A 20,035-nucleotide genomic window follows, 5' to 3' on the forward strand; every position below is an offset into this window, starting at 1 on the left:
ACTGTCAATCAACATCTCTGTTGAATATGACACCCTCTTCGCGAGCAAGCCCGCTCCCACATTTGGATATGTGCCGACAGTTAGTTCGAGGTCTCGGCCATCTGCTTTTCCGAGGCCCGCCAGATCAGCCGCGTGGTGTCGTACCCCTGCTGACGTGCCTTGCTCAGCAACTCCTCACGCACCACACCGTTCACGGTCGGCGTGCGCGACAACAGCCACAGATACTTGCGGCTCGGGTCACCGACGATGGCGGTCTTGTAGTCATCGCTGACGTACAGCACCCAGTATTCGCCCTTCGCCGAACCCGGGATCAGCCTGGAAAACCAGGTATCGAACTCGACCCACAGCTTGTCGCTCTTGCCGGGTACCTGTGGATAAGCCGTGCCCTTGACCTCTTCCCATTGCCACTGTGCCGTCAGGCAGCGGTTCAGCACTGCGAGGTTGCCGTCGGGCTTGAGCGTGTAATGGGCTTCGGACTGCGCGCAGTCGCGCTGGAAGTACATCGGCATACGAGCCAGCTCGTACCAGGTGCCCTGGTAGCGCTTGAGGTTGACGCTATTGACCGTCTTGGGGGCCAATGGGTCCTGGCCAGACGTGGCACAGCCGGCCAACACCAGGCCGGCAAAAAGGATGATCAATAACCGCTTCATTATTTTTCTCCCGTGGGCGATCGCCCCGGTTTACTTCAGGCCTTGGCCGGAAAACATCAGCACTTTGTCACCGGCGAACTGCACGCTGATAAAGCTGTTCTTGTCGCCCCAGGTGCAGCTGGACATGCCGAGCGCGCCTGAACAATCGGCGGGTTTGCCCAACAGGGTCTCCACATCGGCCTTGGCCATGCCGGCGGAGAGCTTCGAGTAGTTTTCCTGATTGACCTTGCTGCAGGCAGCGAGCAATACGCAGAATGAAAGCAGGGCGATGGAACGCAACGACATGGTGAAACTCCGGGGGCGTAGGGGATTGGCATGGCTGCCAAGCTGAAGCTTAGAAGAGAAAACCCCTGTCAGGTTCCCTGCCCGACAGGCTATTTATCGGGCCACTCGTCTGCCTTTTGCCGAAAATCAGCCACTTTGCCTGTTTATCGGGCATTTCGTCGTTTTTCAGAGAATTCGCCTAATCTTTGGCGCCGTTCAGTCGACATAAATGCAACGCAAAGCCACGTCAGTGGCATTTGCTCCCTCATTTTGTAGAACAGCCCCTCTGCGGTAGCTCATCCATGACCAGAAACATGAAGTTCAGCCACAAGATTTTGCTGGCTGCCGCCCTCGTGGTGGCCGTCGCATTCGCTTGTTTCATCCTGTTCAACGACTATCGCCAACGCGAAACCTTGCGCAACAGTACCGAAGCCTCGATGCAGGAGCTCGGCAGCCTGACCACCAGCAACATCCAGACCTGGCTGGAAAGCCGCATGCAATTGCTGCAGTCGATGGCCCAACAGATCAACGCCGACGGCAATGCTCCCGCTGGCCTGAAACGAATCATCGACCTGCCCGCCTACACCGGCAACTTCCAGCTGAGTTACTTCGGTGGCGCCGACGGCGTGATGTTCTCGGTCCCGGCGGGCAACCGCGCGGCGGACTACGATCCGCGCGCCCGTGGCTGGTACAAGGCGGCCAATAGTGCGCAACAGACCATCGTCACCGAACCCTACATCGCCGCCTCCTCTGGCAAGCTGGTGATCACAGTCGCCACCCCGGTGCAGCACCTGGGCCAGATGATCGGTGTCGCCGGCGCCGACATCGACCTGTCCAGCGTCAGCGCGATCATCAACTCGCTGAACTTCGGCGGTCACGGCCATGCGTTCATCGTCGGTGCCGACGGCAAGATCCTGATTCACCCGGACAGCAAGCTGGTACTCAAGAACCTGACCGAGGCCTACCCCAACGGCGCGCCGAAAGTCAGCCCGGGCATGAAGGAAGTCGAGATCGACGGCAAGCGCCAGTTCATCTCATTCACCCACGTCAACGGCGTGCCATCGGCGGACTGGTACGTAGCGCTGGTACTCGACCAGGAAACCGCGTTCTCGATGCTCAGCGAATTCCGCACCTCGGCGATCATCGCCATGGTCATTGCGGTGGTGATCATCATCGCCCTGCTGGGCATGCTGATCAGCCTGTTGATGCAACCGCTGCTGACCATGGGTCGCGCTATGCATGACATCGCCGAAGGCGAAGGTGACTTGACCAAACGCCTGACCATTCACGGCCACGACGAATTCGGCGCGCTGGGGCTGTCGTTCAACCGTTTCGTCGAACGCATCCATACCTCGATCATCGAAGTATCCTCGGCCACCGGCCAAGTCAACGAAGTGGCGCTGCGGGTAGTCGCCGCCTCGAACTCGTCGATGTTCAACTCCGACCAGCAAGCCTCGCGCACCAGCAGCGTGGCCGCGGCGATCAACCAGCTCGGTGCCGCCGCCCAGGAAATCGCCCAGAACGCCGCCCTCGCCTCGCAACATTCCAGCGATGCCCGCAGCCTGGCCGAAGACGGCCAACAGGTGGTAGATAAGACCATCGCAGCGATGCAGCAACTGTCGGCCAAGATCAGCGACTCGTGCGGCAACATCGAGACCCTCAACAGCAACACGGTCAACATCGGGCAGATCCTGGAAGTGATCACCAGCATCTCCCAGCAGACCAACTTGCTGGCACTCAACGCCGCCATCGAAGCGGCCCGTGCTGGCGAGGCCGGCCGTGGTTTTGCCGTGGTGGCCGATGAGGTGCGCAACCTCGCTCACCGCACCCAGGACTCGGCGCAGCAAGTGCAGACGATGATCGAAGAGCTGCAAGTCGGTGCCCGGGCAGCGGTGGGCATCATGACCGACAGCCAGCGCCAGAGCGAAAGCAGCGTCGGCATCGCCAACCAGGCGGGTGAACGTCTGGGCAGCGTGACCCAACGCATCGGGGAGATCGATGGCATGAACCAATCGGTGGCCACCGCGACCGAGGAACAGACCGCCGTGGTGGAGTCGATCAACGTCGACATCACCGAAATCAACACGCTGAATCAGGAAGGTGTGGAGAACCTGCAGTCGACCTTGCGTGCGTGTGCCGATCTAGAGCAGCAGGCGGCGCGGTTGAAGCAGTTGGTTGGTAGCTTCAGGATTTGAGGTGATGTAGCGGGCCTCTTCGCGAGCAAGCCCGCTCCCACAGTGGATCTGTGTCGTTCACGAATCCCTTGTGGGAGCGGGCTTGCTCGCGAAGACGGAATCAGCCGCAAAGAAGAGCTAGAAGCTTGATCCAGGCTTCGACAGAAACGCCAACTCCTCAGCCGTAGACTCCCGCCCCAACACCGCATTGCGATGGGGAAACCGCCCAAACTGCGCAATTACCCTCTGATGCCGCTCGGCGTAATCCAGGTAATCGGCAAACAGCGTTCGGTCACCTTCAGGCTGCTGCGCCACCAGTTCGATATAGCGCGAGACACCTTCGTTTTGCACCGCGAGGTTTTCGCTGTGCTCGAACACCAGATAGATGAACACCCGCTGAATCGGCTGCAACTGGCGATCGAAATCCGCCGCAATACCTTGGGCTACCAATTTCTGTGCGCGGGAATCGCCGGAGAATGCTTTGGGAGTATCGCGAAAGATCATTCGCGGGATTTGATCGAGCAACAGCACCAGGGCCAGCCAACCTTCTGGACATTGCATCCACTCGGTCAATCCGCCGGCCAGTGCCTGCTCGGCCTGGCCCCCGAAACGCTCACGCGCTTCGAGGTCCTGGCTGTCGCGCTTGCCAAACCACAACTTGCCCTTCTGCGCCGCCACTTCCTTCGCTGACCCGAAACTTCCGAACCACCAATCAAGCAACGGCTGCCAGGGCGCGGTCATGGTTTATTCCTTATGGTAAGCCGTGACGCGGGCAACTTCTTCTTTCGAACCGAGGAACACCGCAACACGCTGGTGCAGGCCTTCCGGCTGGATGTCGAGGATGCGCTGGTGGCCGTCGGTGGACGCGCCGCCTGCCTGTTCCACCAGGAACGACATCGGGTTGGCTTCGTACATCAGGCGCAGTTTGCCCGGCTTCGACGGCTCGCGGCTGTCGCGTGGGTACATGAACAGACCGCCACGGGTCAGGATGCGGTGCACGTCAGCCACCATCGCGGCAACCCAGCGCATGTTGTAGTTCTTTTTCAGCGGGCCTTCATCGCCGGCCAGCAATTCGCTGACGTAGCGCTGTACCGGTGCTTCCCAGTGACGCTGGTTGGAAGCGTTGATGGCGAATTCCTGGGTGGTTTCAGGAATGGTGATGTTTTCGTGGGTCAGTACGAAACTGCCCATCTCACGGTCCAGGGTGAAACCTTTCACGCCGTCGCCCAGGGTCAGGATCAGCATGGTCTGCGGGCCGTAGATCGCGTAACCGGCGGCCACTTGCTGGGTGCCTGGCTGCAGGAAAGCCTTCTCATTCAAGGGCTCGTTCTGGCTCAGGTATTCGTTCGGGCAACGCAGTACCGAGAAAATGGTGCCGACCGGGGCGTTGATGTCGATGTTCGACGAACCGTCCAGCGGGTCGAATACCAGCAGGTACGCGCCTTTCGGGTATTTGCCCGGGATCTGGTAGGCATTGTCCATTTCTTCGGACGCCATGCCGGCCAGGTGACCGCCCCATTCGTTGGCTTCGAGCAGGATCTCGTTGGAGATCACGTCGAGCTTTTTCTGCACTTCGCCCTGGACGTTTTCAGTGCCCATGCTGCCCAGAACGCCACCCAGGGCGCCTTTGGACACGGCGTGGTTGATCTCCTTGCAGGCACGCGCCACCACTTCGATCAGGAAGCGCAGATCGGCAGGAGTGTTGTTGCTGCGGGTCTGCTCAATCAAATAGCGACTCAAGGTAACGCGGGACATGGAAGGCTCCGGTGGAATGGGGGGGCTAAAAACCCGCGCAGTTTAACGCGAGTCGGGGCGCATTTCCTCCTATCAGACGTGATCGGCCAAAGAGAGTTCATGTGCGGGGATGAGCGTAGTAGGAAATGGGCCGCGCGTGGAGCTCCAATGGATAGCAGATTTCGATATCTTTGGTGATCGGTAGTCCGTATTCGCGAGCAAGCCCGCTCCCACATTGGACCAGCTGTGCACACACCATTTGTGCCACAAAGCAGATCCAGTGTGGGAGCGGGCTTGCTCGCGAATGGCGCGAAGCGCCAGCCTTCTTCAGGATTTGACAGAGGGCTTGCGCAGCAAGCTGAACGCCATCGCCGCCAGGAACAGGACACTGAGCAACAACACCGCCCACAAGCCGAACTTCTTCCAGGAGATGTCCGTCGTCGCCAGCGTTTTCTCTGTCGATGCATTCGAAACCACCGCCCCGACATCCACAATGGCCCTGCCCAAGGTCGCGAGCTTCGCCGGGCTGTAATCCGGAATCAGCGTCGACAGCGGCAAGTTCGCCGCCTTCGCCGTCGAATTCCCCACGACCAGCGTGTAAGGCCCAGGCCCGCGCGCCAGGAACACCAGTTGTGTGGCACGCACGGCATACTTCAGCGTCGGCGCCCGATCACCCAGGCCGCCACCGCGTTCGTCCACGGTCAGCTTCAATTGCTGGACGATTTGCCCGGACAACTGCAATTCGTTTTGCACCACATCCTGACCGTTCTGGGCCAGGCGATAGAGCAAACCGCTGCCCAACGACTGCCATGGCAGACTGCTGTCGCGACGGCCGGCCAGGCGCACTGGCGCCAGACTGTTGGGCTGGCTCAACTCGACCTGCACCCGCTCGACATTCAGCCCCATCGGCAACTGCCAGGTGTATTCACCCGCCTTCACACTGCTGCCGGTCAACCCTTGGGACCAGACCAACGGCAGCGGCAGGCTGCGGGTACTGGCGCTCTGTAGTTGCGCCGAAGTCAGTGTCGGTGCCGAATGCGGCGTGATCCACAGTAATCGCAGGTAGCGTGCCGACTGGCCCGGAAGGTTGACTTCATGCTGTTCGACCCGCTCGTCGGAAAAAGTCAGGCGCGCCACCTGCCCTTCGCCCCAGGACTGCCAATGCTGCAAATCGTCGCTAGCTTCGATGGTGAAACGCTGGAAGCCGTCGCGCTCGCTGCTCCAGTCCAGAACCAACTGCTGCAACGGCGCCTTGATAGCCGAAGCGTCGAGCAACCAGCCGCGCAGCTCTTCCTCACCCGCCTCCAGCTGACTGGAGGGCTGCACCTCGACCAATGTGCCGTTGGTGCTCGATTGCACCCGCACGCTCGGCGCGGTTTCAGTGGCGTCCACCGAGTTGTACAACGGAAACCATTTCACCTCGGTCAAGGTGCGCGCTTCATTGCTCCGCGCCGTTTCCCGGGCCAGGGCATACGCCTGAACTTCGCCCGCCGCATTGAACACACGCACATCGCTCAGGTCGGCCTGCCGTGCATTCAGTTGTACGTTCAGGGGCAGCTCAAGGCGATACCAGGGCCCTTCGCCCGTCACCGACAAAGGCACTTGGGTGGTGAAGTCCGCCGGTTTTTCCTGGGCAACCGCCGACAACACTACGCCCATGGCAACAGCGCCCAACCAACCCAGGTTCAGCTTCTGACTCAAGACGACACTCCTTCGGATTCCGGGACCGGTTTCTCGACATCCGGCACAGCTTCGGCACGCTTGGGCGGCAGCGGGGCGAAATAGCCCACCACCAGCAGCAACACGCCGACACCGATAAACGACACGATCCGCGCCAGCCCGCCGCGATTACTCAATTCGACAAAGAACAGCTTAGCCACGACCACACCTATCAAGGCGGCGCCGATCAACCAGACTTCGCGGTGGCGACGCAAATGGCCACCGATCATCAGGCTCAGGGCCATCAAGGTCCAGACGATGGACAACCCGGCTTGCACCCGCATCGACGCCAACAACAGGTCCAGCTCGAACGGCACCCCGCTCCAATGGTGCGCCGTACGCATTACCAATGCCGTAAAGAACACGAACAGCGAGGCACCTGCGACCCCTTGCGTGGCGATGGCGGCGTAATCCTTGTGCAGCGACAGTTGTGTCATGGCGCTGCGGGACCAGACATAGATGCCGAACAGCGCGAACAACAGGCCCAGCTCCAGCGGGTTGATCAATGGCACGTAGGGCAGTGGCTCGGCGTTGCCGTCACTGGCGACATTCGCCAGCCAGAACCAGCCGAGCATCAGCAACGCCAGCGGCGCGGCGGCGTATACACGGTATTCCCTCGAGTACGCCGCCACCGGCCACGGCCACGCGCGAGGCGCCGCCATCAGAACCAGATACAGACTTGGCAGAATCGCCCAACCCAACCAGCGCCAAGCGTTGTATTGCTCGGACAACACCAGCAAGCCATAACGCAGCTCCAGCGCCAGCACCCCCATCAACAGCCAACAGCCGAGCACATGGGCGACACTCGTCACGCGTGCTGGCAGCATGGGCGCCAGGCGTCGCAGGGACATGAAATGCACCACGAACACGGCGGCCCACGCCAGCCAGCCGACGTCGGCCGCCGGGTGGTAACGCGAGTGCCAGGTCGCCAGCAGCACCAGCGCCGCCGCGGGAATCAACACCGTACCGAGCACCCCCAGTGATGGCCATTTCAGGCGCAGCGCCAACACCGCCCACAGCGCAACACTCACAGCTGCGACGCTCAACAACAAAGTCGCCTGCATCGGCAGCGACGCAAAATGCAGCACTTCGATGACCCAGGCCAACGCCCACCAGCCCGCGCCCCACACCAGCAACGCCTGGGACAATCGCAACAGGCTCAGCCCTTCGAATGCTTCGGGCGAAGGACCTATCTGCAGACGCCAGGCCCCGACCATCGCTGCCAGCCCCAACACCAGCGGCGCCCAGAATCCGGCATGAGCCAGGGGACTCAGCCCTTCACTGAACAGCGGCCCCGTCGCCAGGAACAGTGCACCACCCAACAGTTGCACAGCGAGCGCGGTGAACACGAATGTGCGCGATGGCAGGCGCAAGCCAACCAACAACGTCAACGCCCCGGCCAAGGCCCAACCGATCACCGTGCCGTGGCTGAAGAAAAACAACGGCGCCAGCAAATAGAGAAACGCCAGCCCGAGGCACGCCAGGACTGGCAGGCCTTTTAGCTCCCAAGGCCTGATCTGCTCCGGCAAGGCTTTACGCAACTGGTAGAAGCTGAACAACAACGCAATGCCCAGTAACAGCGCGCCTAGCGGTACACCACCGAGCAGGCTGCTCTCGCTGTTGTGCAGCTCGCTGAGAAACACCAGCGCCGAGCCCAGTTGCAGGAGCAAGGCAAACGCCCGGGCCAGGGGCCTTTGCTGGCGAAGGCCGAGCCAGAAGATCCCCGCGCCCTCCACCGCCCACGCCGCGGTCGTCCAGCGTGCATCGAGCCCCAGCGGAATCGCCAGGCTGGTGAAGATCACGCCCAAGGCCAGGCAGGTTTCCCCCAGCAACAGCGTGCGCCCGGCCATCAGCCAACGGGCAAGTCCCATGTAAATCATGCCCAGCGCCAAGGCACTGAACGCCGCAGCGAACTCCAGATGCTGCACCAGGGCGAACTGCAAGCCGAAACCCACCAGCGGCGGACCGAACAGCAGCGTGCCGTCGACGTAGTCGCCCTTGCGCGCCGACCATTGCAGCAGCGATTCGCGACTGCTCTCTGCCGGTGCATCGCTCATTTCCAGCAGCCTGCGCCGGGCGAACAGCAGACCAATGGCCAGGTACATCAGGAAAAACAAAATCAGAAACGGCTCGGTGCTCCACAACTGCTCCGGCGAGTAGGAACGCAGGCCCCAGGCGAAACCGATGCCGAAGGTGCCGCTGAACCCGATGACATTCAACAGCCGCCAGGCCTTGAACCAGGCGATGGCGAAGATGCCGGCGTTGAGCAGGGCAAAATAGCTGAACAGCGCGACGTGGCTGCCGGCGCCGGTGGAGGCCAGCAGCGGCGCGGCGAATCCGCCCAGTGCGGCCGCGGCGGCCAACCCCAGGGAGTCCTGGGTAATGGCGAGAATCGCCGAACAGACTGTCACCGCCACCAGCAGGCCAAACCCCGCCGTGGGATCGAGCAGCGGATGCAGGCGCATCGCGGCAAACACCGTCAGGTACAACACGGCGATCCCGGCCCCTTGCAGGATCAACGCATAACTGCTGTTGCGCGCCCGTAACCACCAGCCTAGCCCGAGCAACCCCAAGGCTGCCGCCGCAACGCCTGCGTACCGCAACTCAACCGGCACCACCACGCCTTCGGTGGCATAGCGCAGCAAAAAGGCCAGGCCGAGGAACAACAGCACCACGCCGACCCGCAACACGGTATTGCCACCGAACAACCAGGCTCGGGCACGGCTGATGGCGCGATCGATAAGGTTCGGGCCACGCGGAGGGACAGGTGGTTGTGCCTGGTGAGCGATCGGCTCGGGCTTCCAGGCATCGGCGGGCTGCGAACGGTTGGTTTCGGTGGCCGCTGCGGCGATCGGCTCGAGTTCGGGCGGCAGCTCCCAGACCAACTCCGGGGCTGCGGCAGGCGCTTCATCGAGGATGGTTTCAGGTGAGACAAGTGGCTCGCGGGTTTCCGGCGCCTTGACGCCCGATGCTTCGAGCAGCGCCAGCCGTTGCTCGACCGCCTGCAGCGCTACCTGCGCCTGTTCCAGCAAACGCTGCTGCTCGACTGCCTGCGAGTCCATGCGAGCCATGCGAAGGGCCTGGCCGATACCCAATCCGAATAACGCGCCCAGCAGCGCATCGCTGAATGACTCGTCGAGTATCCAGCCGAGCACCAGCCCTATCAGCATGAACATCCATTGCATGGTCGATATCCCTAAGCGGCCCCATCATGAGGCAAGTCCAAGCGGTACAGTGTCTGATCAGTCTAGTGCGAAAACACCACAACCCAGTGTAGGAGCGAGCTTGCTCGCGATGAGGCCATAACATTCAGCATTAATGTTGAATGTCAGTGCGCTATCGCGAGCAAGCTCGCTCCCACAAGGGATTGTGGTGTGTTCAGAATCTGATCAACCCTGCCGCCCGGTAATCCAGCGCCTAGTATATCGACCCAGCCCGTCAACAACCGGGCCTTGCTCGCAGTTCTGGCTGAAAACTACTCCAGTGCCTTCCAGATTTCCGTGGCGTACTCGCGAATGGTCCGGTCCGACGAGAACCAGCCCATCCGCGCCGTGTTCAACACCGCCGAGCGCCACCACTCCTTCGAATCGTGCCAATGGGCTTCGACGCGCATCTGGGCGTGCCAGTAGGAATCGAAGTCGGCGCAGACCAGGAAGCGATCGTAGTCCACCAGCGAATCGATCAATCCGGTGTAACGGGACGGATCGTCCGGCGAGAACACCCCACCACGAATCGCTTGCAGCACATCGTTCAGACGATGGGACGCGGCGATATCCGGCACCGCGCTGAACTCATGATTCTGTTTGCGCGCCTCCACCTGCTGCGCGCTGAGACCAAAGATAAACATGTGCTCGGTGCCGATGCGCTCGCTCATTTCCACGTTGGCCCCATCCAGGGTGCCGATAGTCAGCGCGCCGTTCAGGCCGAATTTCATGTTGCTGGTGCCTGACGCTTCGAACCCGGCGGTGGAGATCTGCTCGGACAAATCCGCCGCCGGAATGATGCTCTCCGCCAGGCTGACGTTGTAGTTGGGCAGGAACACCACTTTGAGCAAGCCGCGCACGGTCGGGTCGTTGTTCACCACCCGGGCGATGTCGTTGGTCAGCTTGATGATCAGCTTGGCCTGGTGATAACTCGCGGCCGCCTTGCCGGCGAAGATTTTCACCCGTGGCACCCAGTCGATTTCAGGCTCCGCGCGAATCGCCTGGTACAACGCCACGGTGTGCATCAGGTTGAGCAACTGGCGTTTGTACTCGTGGATTCGCTTGACCTGCACGTCGAACATCGCCGCCGGGTTGACCGCCACGCCCAGTCGCTCATGAATCAGGTACGCCAGGGCTTTCTTGCTGTGCAGGCGTTGCTCGGCAAACGCCTTGCGGAATGCACTTTTCTCGGCGAACGGTTCAAGGGCGAGCAAACGCTCTTCCGGGTTGTCCAGCACCTCGGGGCCAAGGGCATCGACCAGCATCGAGGTCAGCTCGGGGTTGGCCTGATACAACCAGCGGCGGAAGGTGATGCCGTTGGTTTTGTTGTTGATCCGCTCCGGGTAGAGCTTGTGCAGTTCGGAGAACACCGTTTGACGCATCAGCTGCGTATGTAGCCCGGACACACCGTTGATGCTGTGGGACCCGAGAAACGCCAGGTTGCCCATGCGCACCCGGCGACCGTTGTCTTCCTCGATCAGCGACACCGCGCGCAGTACGTCGAAGTCGTGAATGCCTTTGGCCCGCAGGGAGTCGATGTGGTGGGCGTTGATCAGGTAAATGATCTGCATGTGCCGCGGCAACATGCGTTCCATCAAGCCGACCGGCCAGGTTTCCAGCGCTTCGGGCAGCAATGTGTGGTTGGTGTAGGACAGCGTATCGACGGTGACCTGCCACGCGGCGTCCCACGCCACGTCATAAACGTCGACCAGTTGCCGCATCAGTTCAGCCACGGCAATCGAGGGGTGAGTGTCGTTGAGCTGGATAGAGGCGTGATCGCCCAGGGTCAGCACCGAGGTGTGCATGTTGCGATGGCGGCGCAGCAGATCCTGCAACGAGGCGGCGACGAAGAAGTACTCCTGGCGCAGGCGCAACTCCTGGCCGGCCTCGGTGCTGTCCGCCGGGTACAGCACCCGGGAGATGCTTTCGGCCCTGGCCACTTCGGCCACGGCGCCCAGGTGGTCACCGGCGTTGAAACGCTCCAGGTGCAGATCTTCCATGGCCCGGGCACGCCACAGGCGCAGCGTGTTGACGCTCGCCCCGCGCCAGCCGACCACCGGCGTGTCGTAGGCAATCGCTCGCACGGTTTCCGCCGGGGACCAGACTTGTCGGGATTTGCCGGTGTCGTCGGTCAGGGTCTCGACACTGCCGCCGAAACCGATGGTGTAAGCCACTTCCGGCCGCTCGAACTCCCACGGGTTGCCGAAATCCAGCCAGTGTTCGGTCTGCTCCTGCTGCCAGCCATCGACAATCGCCTGGCGGAACAACCCGTGCTCATAGCGGATGCCGTAGCCATGACCGGCGATGCCGAGGGTCGACATGCTTTCCAGGAAACACGCCGCCAGACGCCCGAGGCCGCCGTTGCCCAGGGCCGCATCGGGCTCCAGCGTGCGGATGCGCTCAAGGTCGACGCCGAGTTCGGTCAGGGCTTCGCGGGCCACGTCGAGCAGGCCGAGATTGCTCAGGCTGTCGAACAACAGCCGACCGATGAGAAATTCCAGGGAGAGGTAATAGACGCGCTTCTGACCTTTGCGGTAGATCTGCCGCGTGTGGTCCATCCAGTGCTCGACCATGTGATCCCGCGCGGCCAGGGCAATGGCTTCGAACCAGTCGTGGTCGAAGGCGTGATCCGGGTCTTTACCCACTGCATAAGTGAGTTTGGTCAAGACGGCGTCGCGGAATGCGGCCACCTCTGCTTCGCGAACAAGTGGTTCTTGAGTCATCGATAGGACCTCGAGCGAGCTTGGAGTTGTCTGAGCCTAGACGGTCTGACAGGCGGTAGAGGCTCTGGTTCGGCAGTTTTTCCTGTAAGGGCGAATCGGGTCGGCAATACATTGTCGTGTACCTGATTCAATGCAGGGGCCGTGCCGGATTAGCGGTTTATTGGCCGGCCGTGAAAAAATCTGGCGAAAGGTTGTTCAAAAATCCACCAGTCCCGGTATGATCGCGCGCCCTGATGCACACGCTGGTAACAAACGATGATGAAGCCGAACCTGATCGCTGCCGCAGAGATCGACCGCCTCGATACCTGGGCCAAGTACTCTGCCCCGATGTGCGGCTCGTGCATGTCCAGCTGCTGCACCCTGCCCGTCGAGGTCAAGATCAAGGATCTGATCCGCATCGGCGTGGTCGATGAGTTCGAGCTGGGTGATCCGCCGAAGAACATCGCCAAGCGCCTGCAAAAGGAAGGTTTGGTCGAACGCTTCAATCAGAAGTCAGGAATCTTTACCCTCCAGCGCATGAGCAACAACGATTGCCTGTACCTGGATCGTAAGAGCCGTCTGTGCACTATTTATGATAAGCGCCCGGATACTTGCCGCAATCACCCGAAAATCGGCCCGCGGCCGGGGTATTGCGCGTACAAGCCCAAGGAAGTGGAGCGTGTGCAGAATTCTCGGTCGATTGAGCGGTTCTGATATTTCCTGATTTCTGCGGCGGTTGATCCGCCGCCTTCGCGAGCAAGCCCGCTCCCACAGGGGATCTCTGATGTACACAAATCAAGTGTTCACTGAAGATCCAATGTGGGAGCGGGCTTGCCCGCGAAGAGGCCAGCACAAACACCGCATAAACCCCAGACAAACAAAAACGCCCCCGGTCTCTCGACCGGGGGCGTTTTCGTTCAGCCAGGGCTAAATCTTATGCCTTGGCTTTCTTGGCAGCGCGGGTACGCTCGCTTTCGTCCAGGATCTTCTTGCGAAGACGGATGGACTTAGGAGTTACTTCACACAGCTCGTCGTCCTGGATGAATTCCAGAGCCTGTTCCAGGGTGAAGCGAACAGGTGGAACCAGAGCGATGGTTTCGTCTTTACCCGAAGCACGCATGTTGTCGAGCTTCTTGCCCTTGGTAGGGTTAACGCCCAGGTCGTTGTCACGGCTGTTCAGACCAACGATCTGACCGTTGTAGATTTCCTGACCGTGTTCTACGAACAGCTTGCCACGCGCCTGCAGGGTTTCCAGGGAGTAGGTCAGTGCCTTGCCGGTTTCAACCGAAACCAGAACGCCGTTCTGACGGCCGGACATGTCGCCGGACTTCATCACGTCGTAACGGTCGAAGATCGAGGTCAGGATGCCAGCACCGTTGGTCAGGGTCAGGAACTGGTTACGGAAACCGATCAGACCGCGAGCAGGGATGTTGTATTCCAGACGTACACGGCCCTTGCCATCCGGCACCATGTTGGTCAGGTCGCCTTTACGCAGGCCCATCTCTTCCATCACCTTGCCCTGGGATTCTTCCGGCAGGTCGATGGTGACGTTTTCGAACGGTTCGTGCTTCACGCCGTCAACCAGACGGATGATCACTTCCGGACGGCCTACAGCCATTTCGAAGCCTTCGCGACGCATGGTTTCGATCAGTACCGAGAGGTGCAGTTCGCCACGGCCGGAAACCTTGAACTTGTCAGCCGAGTCGCCTTCTTCAACGCGCAGTGCAACGTTGTACAGCAGCTCTTTGTCCAGACGTTCCTTGATGTTACGGGAAGTCACGAACTTGCCTTCTTTACCGCAGAATGGCGAGTCGTTTACCTGGAAGGTCATGGAAACGGTTGGCTCGTCGACGGTCAGCGGCTTCATCGCTTCGACCGTGTCCGGGTGGCACAGGGTGTCGGAGATGAACAGCGAGTCCATACCGCTGATGCACACGATATCGCCTGCTGCAGCTTCTTCAACGTCGATGCGGTGCAGACCGTGGTGACCCATCAGCTTCAGGATACGACCGTTACGCTTCTTGCCGTCGGCACCGATAGCCACAACCGGGGTGTTCGGCTTGACGCGACCACGAGCGATACGGCCAACACCGATAACACCCAGGAAGCTGTTGTAGTCCAGTGCGGAGATCTGCATCTGGAACGGACCTTCACGGTCAACAGCCGGCGCCGGTACGTTGTCGACGATCGACTGGTACAGCGGGGTCATGTCTTCAGCCATTTCGGTGTGGTCCAGACCGGCAATACCGTTCAGGGCCGAGGCGTAGACGACTTTGAAGTCCAGCTGTTCTTCGGTGGCACCCAGGTTGTCGAACAGGTCGAAGATCTGGTCCAGAACCCAGTCCGGACGCGCGCCTGGACGGTCAACCTTGTTGATGCACACGATCGGACGCAGGCCGGCTTCGAAAGCCTTCTTGGTCACGAAACGGGTTTGCGGCATAGGGCCGTCTTGAGCGTCAACCAGCAGCAGAACGGAGTCGACCATCGACATTACGCGTTCAACTTCGCCGCCGAAGTCGGCGTGGCCCGGGGTGTCCACGATGTTGATGTGGTAGCCGTTCCAGTTGATGGCGGTGTTTTTCGCCAGAATGGTAATACCGCGCTCTTTCTCCTGGTCGTTGGAGTCCATCACGCGCTCGTCGTTGAGCTCGTTGCGCTCCAGGGTGCCGGATTGACGCAGGAGTTTGTCTACCAGGGTGGTCTTACCATGGTCAACGTGGGCAATGATGGCGATGTTGCGTAGATTTTCGATCACTTGTGTATCTCGATCAGAGGATTCGGTGTGCTGACAAGTCTTGGCAGCGATTAACAGTAGCGTCCGTGAAAGCCGTTACAGCTTGACGGTGGCATCGGGGGGCCGGTGACGCAGGCCACAGGCAAACAGCCCCGGGCACTTAGCTCGGTCGATAAACGCGCACATTGGCATGCCCCTCACTGAGCAAATGGTGGGCATGCAGGCGACTCATCACGCCTTTGTCGCAATACAGCAGGTACTGGCGAGTAGGGTCCAGTTCCTTGAAACGAGCGTTCACTGCATAAAACGGCATCGTTTGTACCTCGATGCCAGCGAGGTCCAGCGGGTCGTCTTCAGCGGCATCCGGGTGACGGATGTCGATGACGATCTGACCGGCCAGCGCTTCGCTGACTTCTTCAATCTGCAAGTCCTGGCCCAGTTCATCGATCACGCGATCGATCGGCACCAGCTTGGCGTTTTCGAGCGCACGCTCGAGTACCGCCATATCGAATTCTTTCTCTTCATGCTCGACGCGATAGCGCTTGGCCGCGGTCTTCGGATTGACCGAGATGACACCGCAGTATTCCGGCATGTGCCGGGCGAAATCGGCGGTGCCGATTTCGATTGCTGTGTCGATAATGTCCTGCTTGTGACTGGCGATCAGCGGGCGCAGTACCAGCTTTTCGGTCACGCAGTCGATCACTGACAGGTTCGGCAGCGTCTGGCTCGACACCTGGGAGATCGCCTCACCGGTGACCAGTGCGTCGATGTGCAGTCGATCGGCAATTTGGGAGGAAGCGCGCAACATCATACGCTTCAATACTACGCCCATATGACTGTTATCGACTTTGCCGAGAATTTCGCCCAGCACTTCTTCGAACGGCACACTGACAAATAGCACGCGCTGGGAGCTGCCGTACTTCTTCCAGATGAAATGCGCGACTTCCATGACGCCCAGTTCGTGGGCACGTCCGCCCAGATTGAAGAAGCAAAAATGCGCCATCAGGCCGCGGCGCATGATCTGGTAGGCCGCTACGGTAGAGTCGAAGCCACCGGACATCAGCACCAGGGTCTGCTCCAGCGCGCCCAGCGGATATCCGCCGATGCCGTTGTGCTGGCTGTGGATCACGAACAACCGTTGGTCGCGAACTTCGATCCGGACTTCGATTTCCGGCGCTTTCAGGTCGATCCCGGCGGCGCCGCACTCGCGACGCAGCTTGCTGCCGACGTATTTTTCGACGTCCATCGAGCTGAACGTGTGCTTGCCCGCACGCTTGCAGCGCACCGAGAAAATTTTCCCGGCCAGCGCATCGCCGTAGTGCTGCCTGCACTTTTCGGTGATGTCGTCGAAGTCGCCCAGCGGGTACTCGTCGATCTGCAGAAAGTGCGCGATGCCCGGCATGCAGGTCAGGCGCTCACCCATCTCTTTCAAGGCTTTCGGGTCGGTAACACGGGTTTCCAGCTCGAGATTGTCCCACACGCCGTTCACCACCACGACCGGGTCCAGATCACGGAGCACGGCGCGGATGTTTTTGGCCAACTGGCGGATAAATTTCGTCCGGACAGGTCGACTCTTGATGGTGATCTCGGGGAAGACTTTTACGATTAATTTCATGGAAACAGCGCGCGCATGGCCTGCCGAAAAAGGGGGGCGCGGATTATAGCGGAAATTGCTCAAGGTTTAACCAGTTAATGTGCAGAAGGTTTCTCGCGCACCAAAACAGGTCATTTATTGGATATGACGCCACATAACAGGGCGAGCTTTTCTGCTTTAAAGGGCAAAACGCCCTCTCAAGCGTGATTTTGGGGCAAAAAATCCATGCTGGGGCACTGGCATGCAATTTGCTCCCTTGTGAGGCAGGTTGCCTTGGCAGAGTATTCGCGCCGGCATCACAAACATTTAAGGGCATCCACTACCAGCCCTAATACACCCGGAGGACACTATGTCGAAGTCGGTTCAACTCATCAAAGATCATGACGTCAAGTGGATTGATCTGCGCTTCACGGACACCAAAGGCACTCAGCACCACGTGACCATGCCGGCTCGCGATGCGCTGGATGACGACTTCTTCGAAGTCGGCAAAATGTTCGACGGCTCCTCCATCGCCGGCTGGAAAGGCATCGAAGCCTCCGACATGATCCTGATGCCGGACGACTCCACCGCTGTTCTGGATCCGTTCACCGAAGAGCCGACCCTGATCCTGGTCTGCGACATCATCGAGCCTTCGAGCATGCAAGGCTACGACCGCGACCCACGTGCGATCGCCAAGCGCGCCGAAGAGCACCTGAAAGCCACCGCTATCGGTGACACCGTATACGCAGGTCCGGAGCCAGAGTTCTTCATCTTTGACCAGGTGAAGTTCAAGTCCGACATTTCCGGCTCCATGTTCAAGATCTACTCCGAACAAGGTTCGTGGATGTCCGACCAGGACATCGAAGGCGGCAACAAAGGCCACCGTCCAGGCGTCAAAGGCGGCTACTTCCCGGTTCCGCCGTTCGACCACGACCACGAAATCCGTACCTCCATGTGCAACGCACTGGAAGAAATGGGCCTGACCGTCGAAGTTCACCACCACGAAGTGGCGACTGCCGGCCAGAACGAAATCGGCGTCAAGTTCAACACCCTGGTGAAGAAAGCCGACGAAACCCAAACCCTGAAGTACGTCGTGCACAACGTTGCCGATGCCTACGGCCGCACCGCGACCTTCATGCCTAAGCCTCTGTACGGCGACAACGGCTCGGGTATGCACGTACACATGTCCATCTGGAAAGATGGCAAGAACACCTTCGCTGGCGAAGGCTATGCCGGCCTGTCCGACACCGCCCTGTACTTCATCGGCGGCATCATCAAGCACGGTAAGGCCCTGAACGGCTTCACCAACCCGGCGACCAACTCCTACAAGCGTCTGGTTCCAGGCTTCGAAGCTCCAGTGATGCTGGCCTACTCGGCTCGCAACCGTTCCGCTTCGATCCGTATTCCTTACGTGTCGAGCCCGAAAGCCCGTCGTATCGAAGCACGCTTCCCGGATCCGGCTGCCAACCCGTACCTGTGCTTCGCCGCACTGTTGATGGCTGGCCTGGACGGCATCCAGAACAAGATCCACCCTGGCGACGCCGCTGACAAAAACCTGTACGACCTGCCGCCTGAAGAGGCCAAAGAGATCCCACAAGTTTGCGGCAGCCTGAAAGAAGCCCTGGAAGAGCTGGACAAAGGTCGTGCGTTCCTGACCAAAGGCGGCGTTTTCAGCGACGACTTCATCGACGCTTACATCGCCCTGAAAAGCGAAGAAGAAATCAAGGTACGTACCTTCGTACACCCACTGGAATACGAGCTGTACTACAGCTGCTGATCCGGTAGCGTCGCGGCACGCGGCGTGACAAAAAGAGGCCTCCTTCGGGAGGCCTTTTTTATTGCCTGCGATTCAATGGCCGACAAAGTACCCTGTGGGAGCGGGCTTGCTCGCGAAAGCAATCTGTCTGACACATAGATCTTGAATGTACTGGCGCCTTCGCGAGCAAGCCCGCTCCCACAGGGGATCTGGGTTGCCGGACTTCCTTCGCAAACCATGCCCGAATGTGTCGTAGCTTGGGATAACCACCCAGCCTGGCCTATGCTGCAACCCAACGCTTTCGTTTCCGGTCGATTCCATGGGTCGTGGTTTTCTCTTCATCCTGCTGCTGGTTGTTCTGCCCGCCACGGCGCAGATCTACAAGTACACGGACGCCAACGGCGCCACCGCGTACAGCAATCAACCGCCTGATGGCATCAGCGCCCAACCGGTCGACTTGCCGCCCCTCAACAGCGTCGAACGCCAGCCTTCCGGCGAAGCCGCGCCTGCTGCTGAAGCCGCTCACAATGAACAGCCTCACAAAACCTATGAAGTGCTGGAGCTGACAGGCCTGCCCAGCACCGAAGCCCTGCGCGCCAACAACGGCACGTTCACCGTAACAGTACTGATCAAGCCCCGCCTGCAAGGCCCCCACCTGTTGCGCCTGCTGCTGGACAGCCAGCCCTACGGCCAGCCAGGCAACGTGCCGACCCTGCAACTGGTGAACATCGATCGCGGCGAACACCGCCTCGCCGTGCAAGTGATCGATGGCGAAAACGTTGTGCAGCAGAGCCCTGCGGTGACATTCACCGTACAGCGGGTGCACAAACCTTGAAGGCCTGGCTACTGATCGCCTGCCTGTTCGCCCAGCCCGCCTCGGCAGAGGTCTTCATGTATGTCGATGCTCAGGGCAACCGGGTTTTCACCGACCAGCCCAAACCCGGCGACGCCCGGCGTGTACCGCTGACAAGGAGCAATCGAATAGCGGCCAACCCCACCAGCACAGCACCGTTGATCGCCGAGAGCAGTCCTGAAGTACAGGCGCTGTTCCACTATGAGGTGCTGCGTATCCTGATCCCGGAACCCGACGCAACCATCCGCAGCAACACTGGCGAAGTCATTGTCAGCGCCACCAACGAACCGGCCCTGCAACCCGGTCACCACTACCGGTTGCTGCTCGACGGCCAGCCCACCGCCGAACCCGGCCTGAGCCCGGTGTTCCCGCTGAGCAACATCGATCGCGGCAGCCATACCCTGTCCGTGGAAATCCTCGACGAACAGGGGCGCATCGTCGAACGCACCGCCAACCAACCTTTCCACATGCAGCGCACGTCTCTCGCCCAGAAGCGCAGGATCAAACCCTGCACTCTCGAAGACTACGGCCAGCGGCCGGAATGCCCGCTCAGCGACAGACCAGGCGAAGAAAAAAATCCTTTCTTGAGACTTTTTTAACCTCGTCCAGGCTTACGCACTATATTGGTGCAATTGTTTGCGCCGTACTCACGCTCCAACCCATTTTGGTTCGA

General features: G+C 60.1%; 14 protein-coding genes and 1 pseudogene. 6 read left to right on the plus strand and 9 right to left on the minus strand.

Going from position 1 to position 20,035, the window contains the following annotated elements; translation table 11 throughout:
• Window positions 1-80: 80 nt before the first annotated feature.
• Window positions 81-650, minus strand: a complete 570-nt coding sequence (locus KGB29_RS19550) for a lipocalin family protein (RefSeq protein ID WP_057712393.1) — start codon at window positions 648-650, stop codon at window positions 81-83.
• Between the two features lie 30 nt (window positions 651-680).
• Window positions 681-935, minus strand: coding sequence for a hypothetical protein (locus KGB29_RS19555; protein WP_007975531.1), 255 nt, complete (start codon window positions 933-935; stop codon window positions 681-683).
• A 293-nt stretch (window positions 936-1,228) separates the two neighbouring features.
• On the opposite strand from KGB29_RS19555, the pseudogene KGB29_RS28965 reads away from it, so the two are divergent.
• Window positions 1,229-2,251 (plus strand): annotated as a pseudogene (locus tag KGB29_RS28965) (cache domain-containing protein); the annotation flags it as partial.
• Window positions 2,252-2,344: 93 nt separating this feature from the next.
• A complete protein-coding gene (locus tag KGB29_RS28970; protein WP_371318464.1) occupies window positions 2,345-3,109 on the plus strand; it encodes a methyl-accepting chemotaxis protein in 765 nt (254 codons plus the stop codon).
• A 117-nt stretch (window positions 3,110-3,226) separates the two neighbouring features.
• On the opposite strand, the gene KGB29_RS19565 is transcribed toward KGB29_RS28970, so the two are convergent.
• The 5 genes from KGB29_RS19565 to KGB29_RS19585 form a co-directional block, all read right to left on the minus strand.
• Entirely contained in the window at window positions 3,227-3,829 is a 603-nt protein-coding gene (locus KGB29_RS19565) for a DUF924 family protein (protein WP_154861209.1), read from the minus strand.
• Window positions 3,830-3,832: 3 nt separating this feature from the next.
• Window positions 3,833-4,843, minus strand: a complete 1,011-nt coding sequence (locus KGB29_RS19570) for a class 1 fructose-bisphosphatase (protein ID WP_150811990.1) — start codon at window positions 4,841-4,843, stop codon at window positions 3,833-3,835.
• 306 nt (window positions 4,844-5,149) lie between these two features.
• A complete protein-coding gene (locus tag KGB29_RS19575) occupies window positions 5,150-6,523 on the minus strand; it encodes a DUF3999 domain-containing protein (protein WP_154861210.1) in 1,374 nt (457 codons plus the stop codon).
• Window positions 6,520-9,726: a DUF2339 domain-containing protein gene (locus KGB29_RS19580; protein ID WP_154910700.1), complete on the minus strand. Its 3,207-nt coding sequence runs from the start codon at window positions 9,724-9,726 to the stop codon at window positions 6,520-6,522. The genes KGB29_RS19575 and KGB29_RS19580 overlap by 4 nt, the downstream gene beginning before the upstream one ends.
• A gap of 290 nt (window positions 9,727-10,016) precedes the next feature.
• On the minus strand, window positions 10,017-12,467 hold the full coding sequence (locus KGB29_RS19585) for a glycogen/starch/alpha-glucan phosphorylase (RefSeq protein WP_154910701.1): 2,451 nt from the start codon (window positions 12,465-12,467) through the stop codon (window positions 10,017-10,019).
• A 255-nt stretch (window positions 12,468-12,722) separates the two neighbouring features.
• On the opposite strand from KGB29_RS19585, the gene KGB29_RS19590 reads away from it, so the two are divergent.
• Window positions 12,723-13,160 (plus strand): YkgJ family cysteine cluster protein, encoded by a 438-nt coding sequence (locus tag KGB29_RS19590; protein WP_150811994.1) that lies wholly within the window; start codon window positions 12,723-12,725, stop codon window positions 13,158-13,160.
• 220 nt (window positions 13,161-13,380) lie between these two features.
• On the opposite strand, the gene typA is transcribed toward KGB29_RS19590, so the two are convergent.
• Both typA and thiI read right to left on the minus strand, forming a co-directional pair.
• Entirely contained in the window at window positions 13,381-15,201 is a 1,821-nt protein-coding gene (gene typA / locus KGB29_RS19595) for a translational GTPase TypA (RefSeq protein ID WP_057712399.1), read from the minus strand.
• A 139-nt stretch (window positions 15,202-15,340) separates the two neighbouring features.
• Window positions 15,341-16,795 (minus strand): tRNA uracil 4-sulfurtransferase ThiI, encoded by a 1,455-nt coding sequence (gene thiI / locus KGB29_RS19600; RefSeq protein WP_090452611.1) that lies wholly within the window; start codon window positions 16,793-16,795, stop codon window positions 15,341-15,343.
• Window positions 16,796-17,123: 328 nt separating this feature from the next.
• Here thiI and glnA point away from each other — a divergent pair, with 328 nt between their 5' ends.
• The 3 genes from glnA (at window position 17,124) to KGB29_RS19615 (ending at window position 19,961) form a co-directional block, all read left to right on the plus strand.
• Window positions 17,124-18,530: a type I glutamate--ammonia ligase gene (gene glnA / locus KGB29_RS19605; protein ID WP_008002929.1), complete on the plus strand. Its 1,407-nt coding sequence runs from the start codon at window positions 17,124-17,126 to the stop codon at window positions 18,528-18,530.
• Between the two features lie 298 nt (window positions 18,531-18,828).
• Entirely contained in the window at window positions 18,829-19,344 is a 516-nt protein-coding gene (locus tag KGB29_RS19610; protein ID WP_154910703.1) for a DUF4124 domain-containing protein, read from the plus strand.
• Complete coding sequence (locus tag KGB29_RS19615) at window positions 19,341-19,961, plus strand: DUF4124 domain-containing protein (RefSeq protein WP_154910704.1); 621 nt, start codon at window positions 19,341-19,343, stop codon at window positions 19,959-19,961. Before KGB29_RS19610 ends, KGB29_RS19615 begins: the two co-directional genes overlap by 4 nt.
• Window positions 19,962-20,035 lie beyond the last annotated feature (74 nt).

The organism is Pseudomonas sp. BF-B-30 (genome assembly GCF_019956305.1).
Taxonomy (GTDB): Bacteria; Pseudomonadota; Gammaproteobacteria; order Pseudomonadales; family Pseudomonadaceae; genus Aquipseudomonas; species Aquipseudomonas jessenii.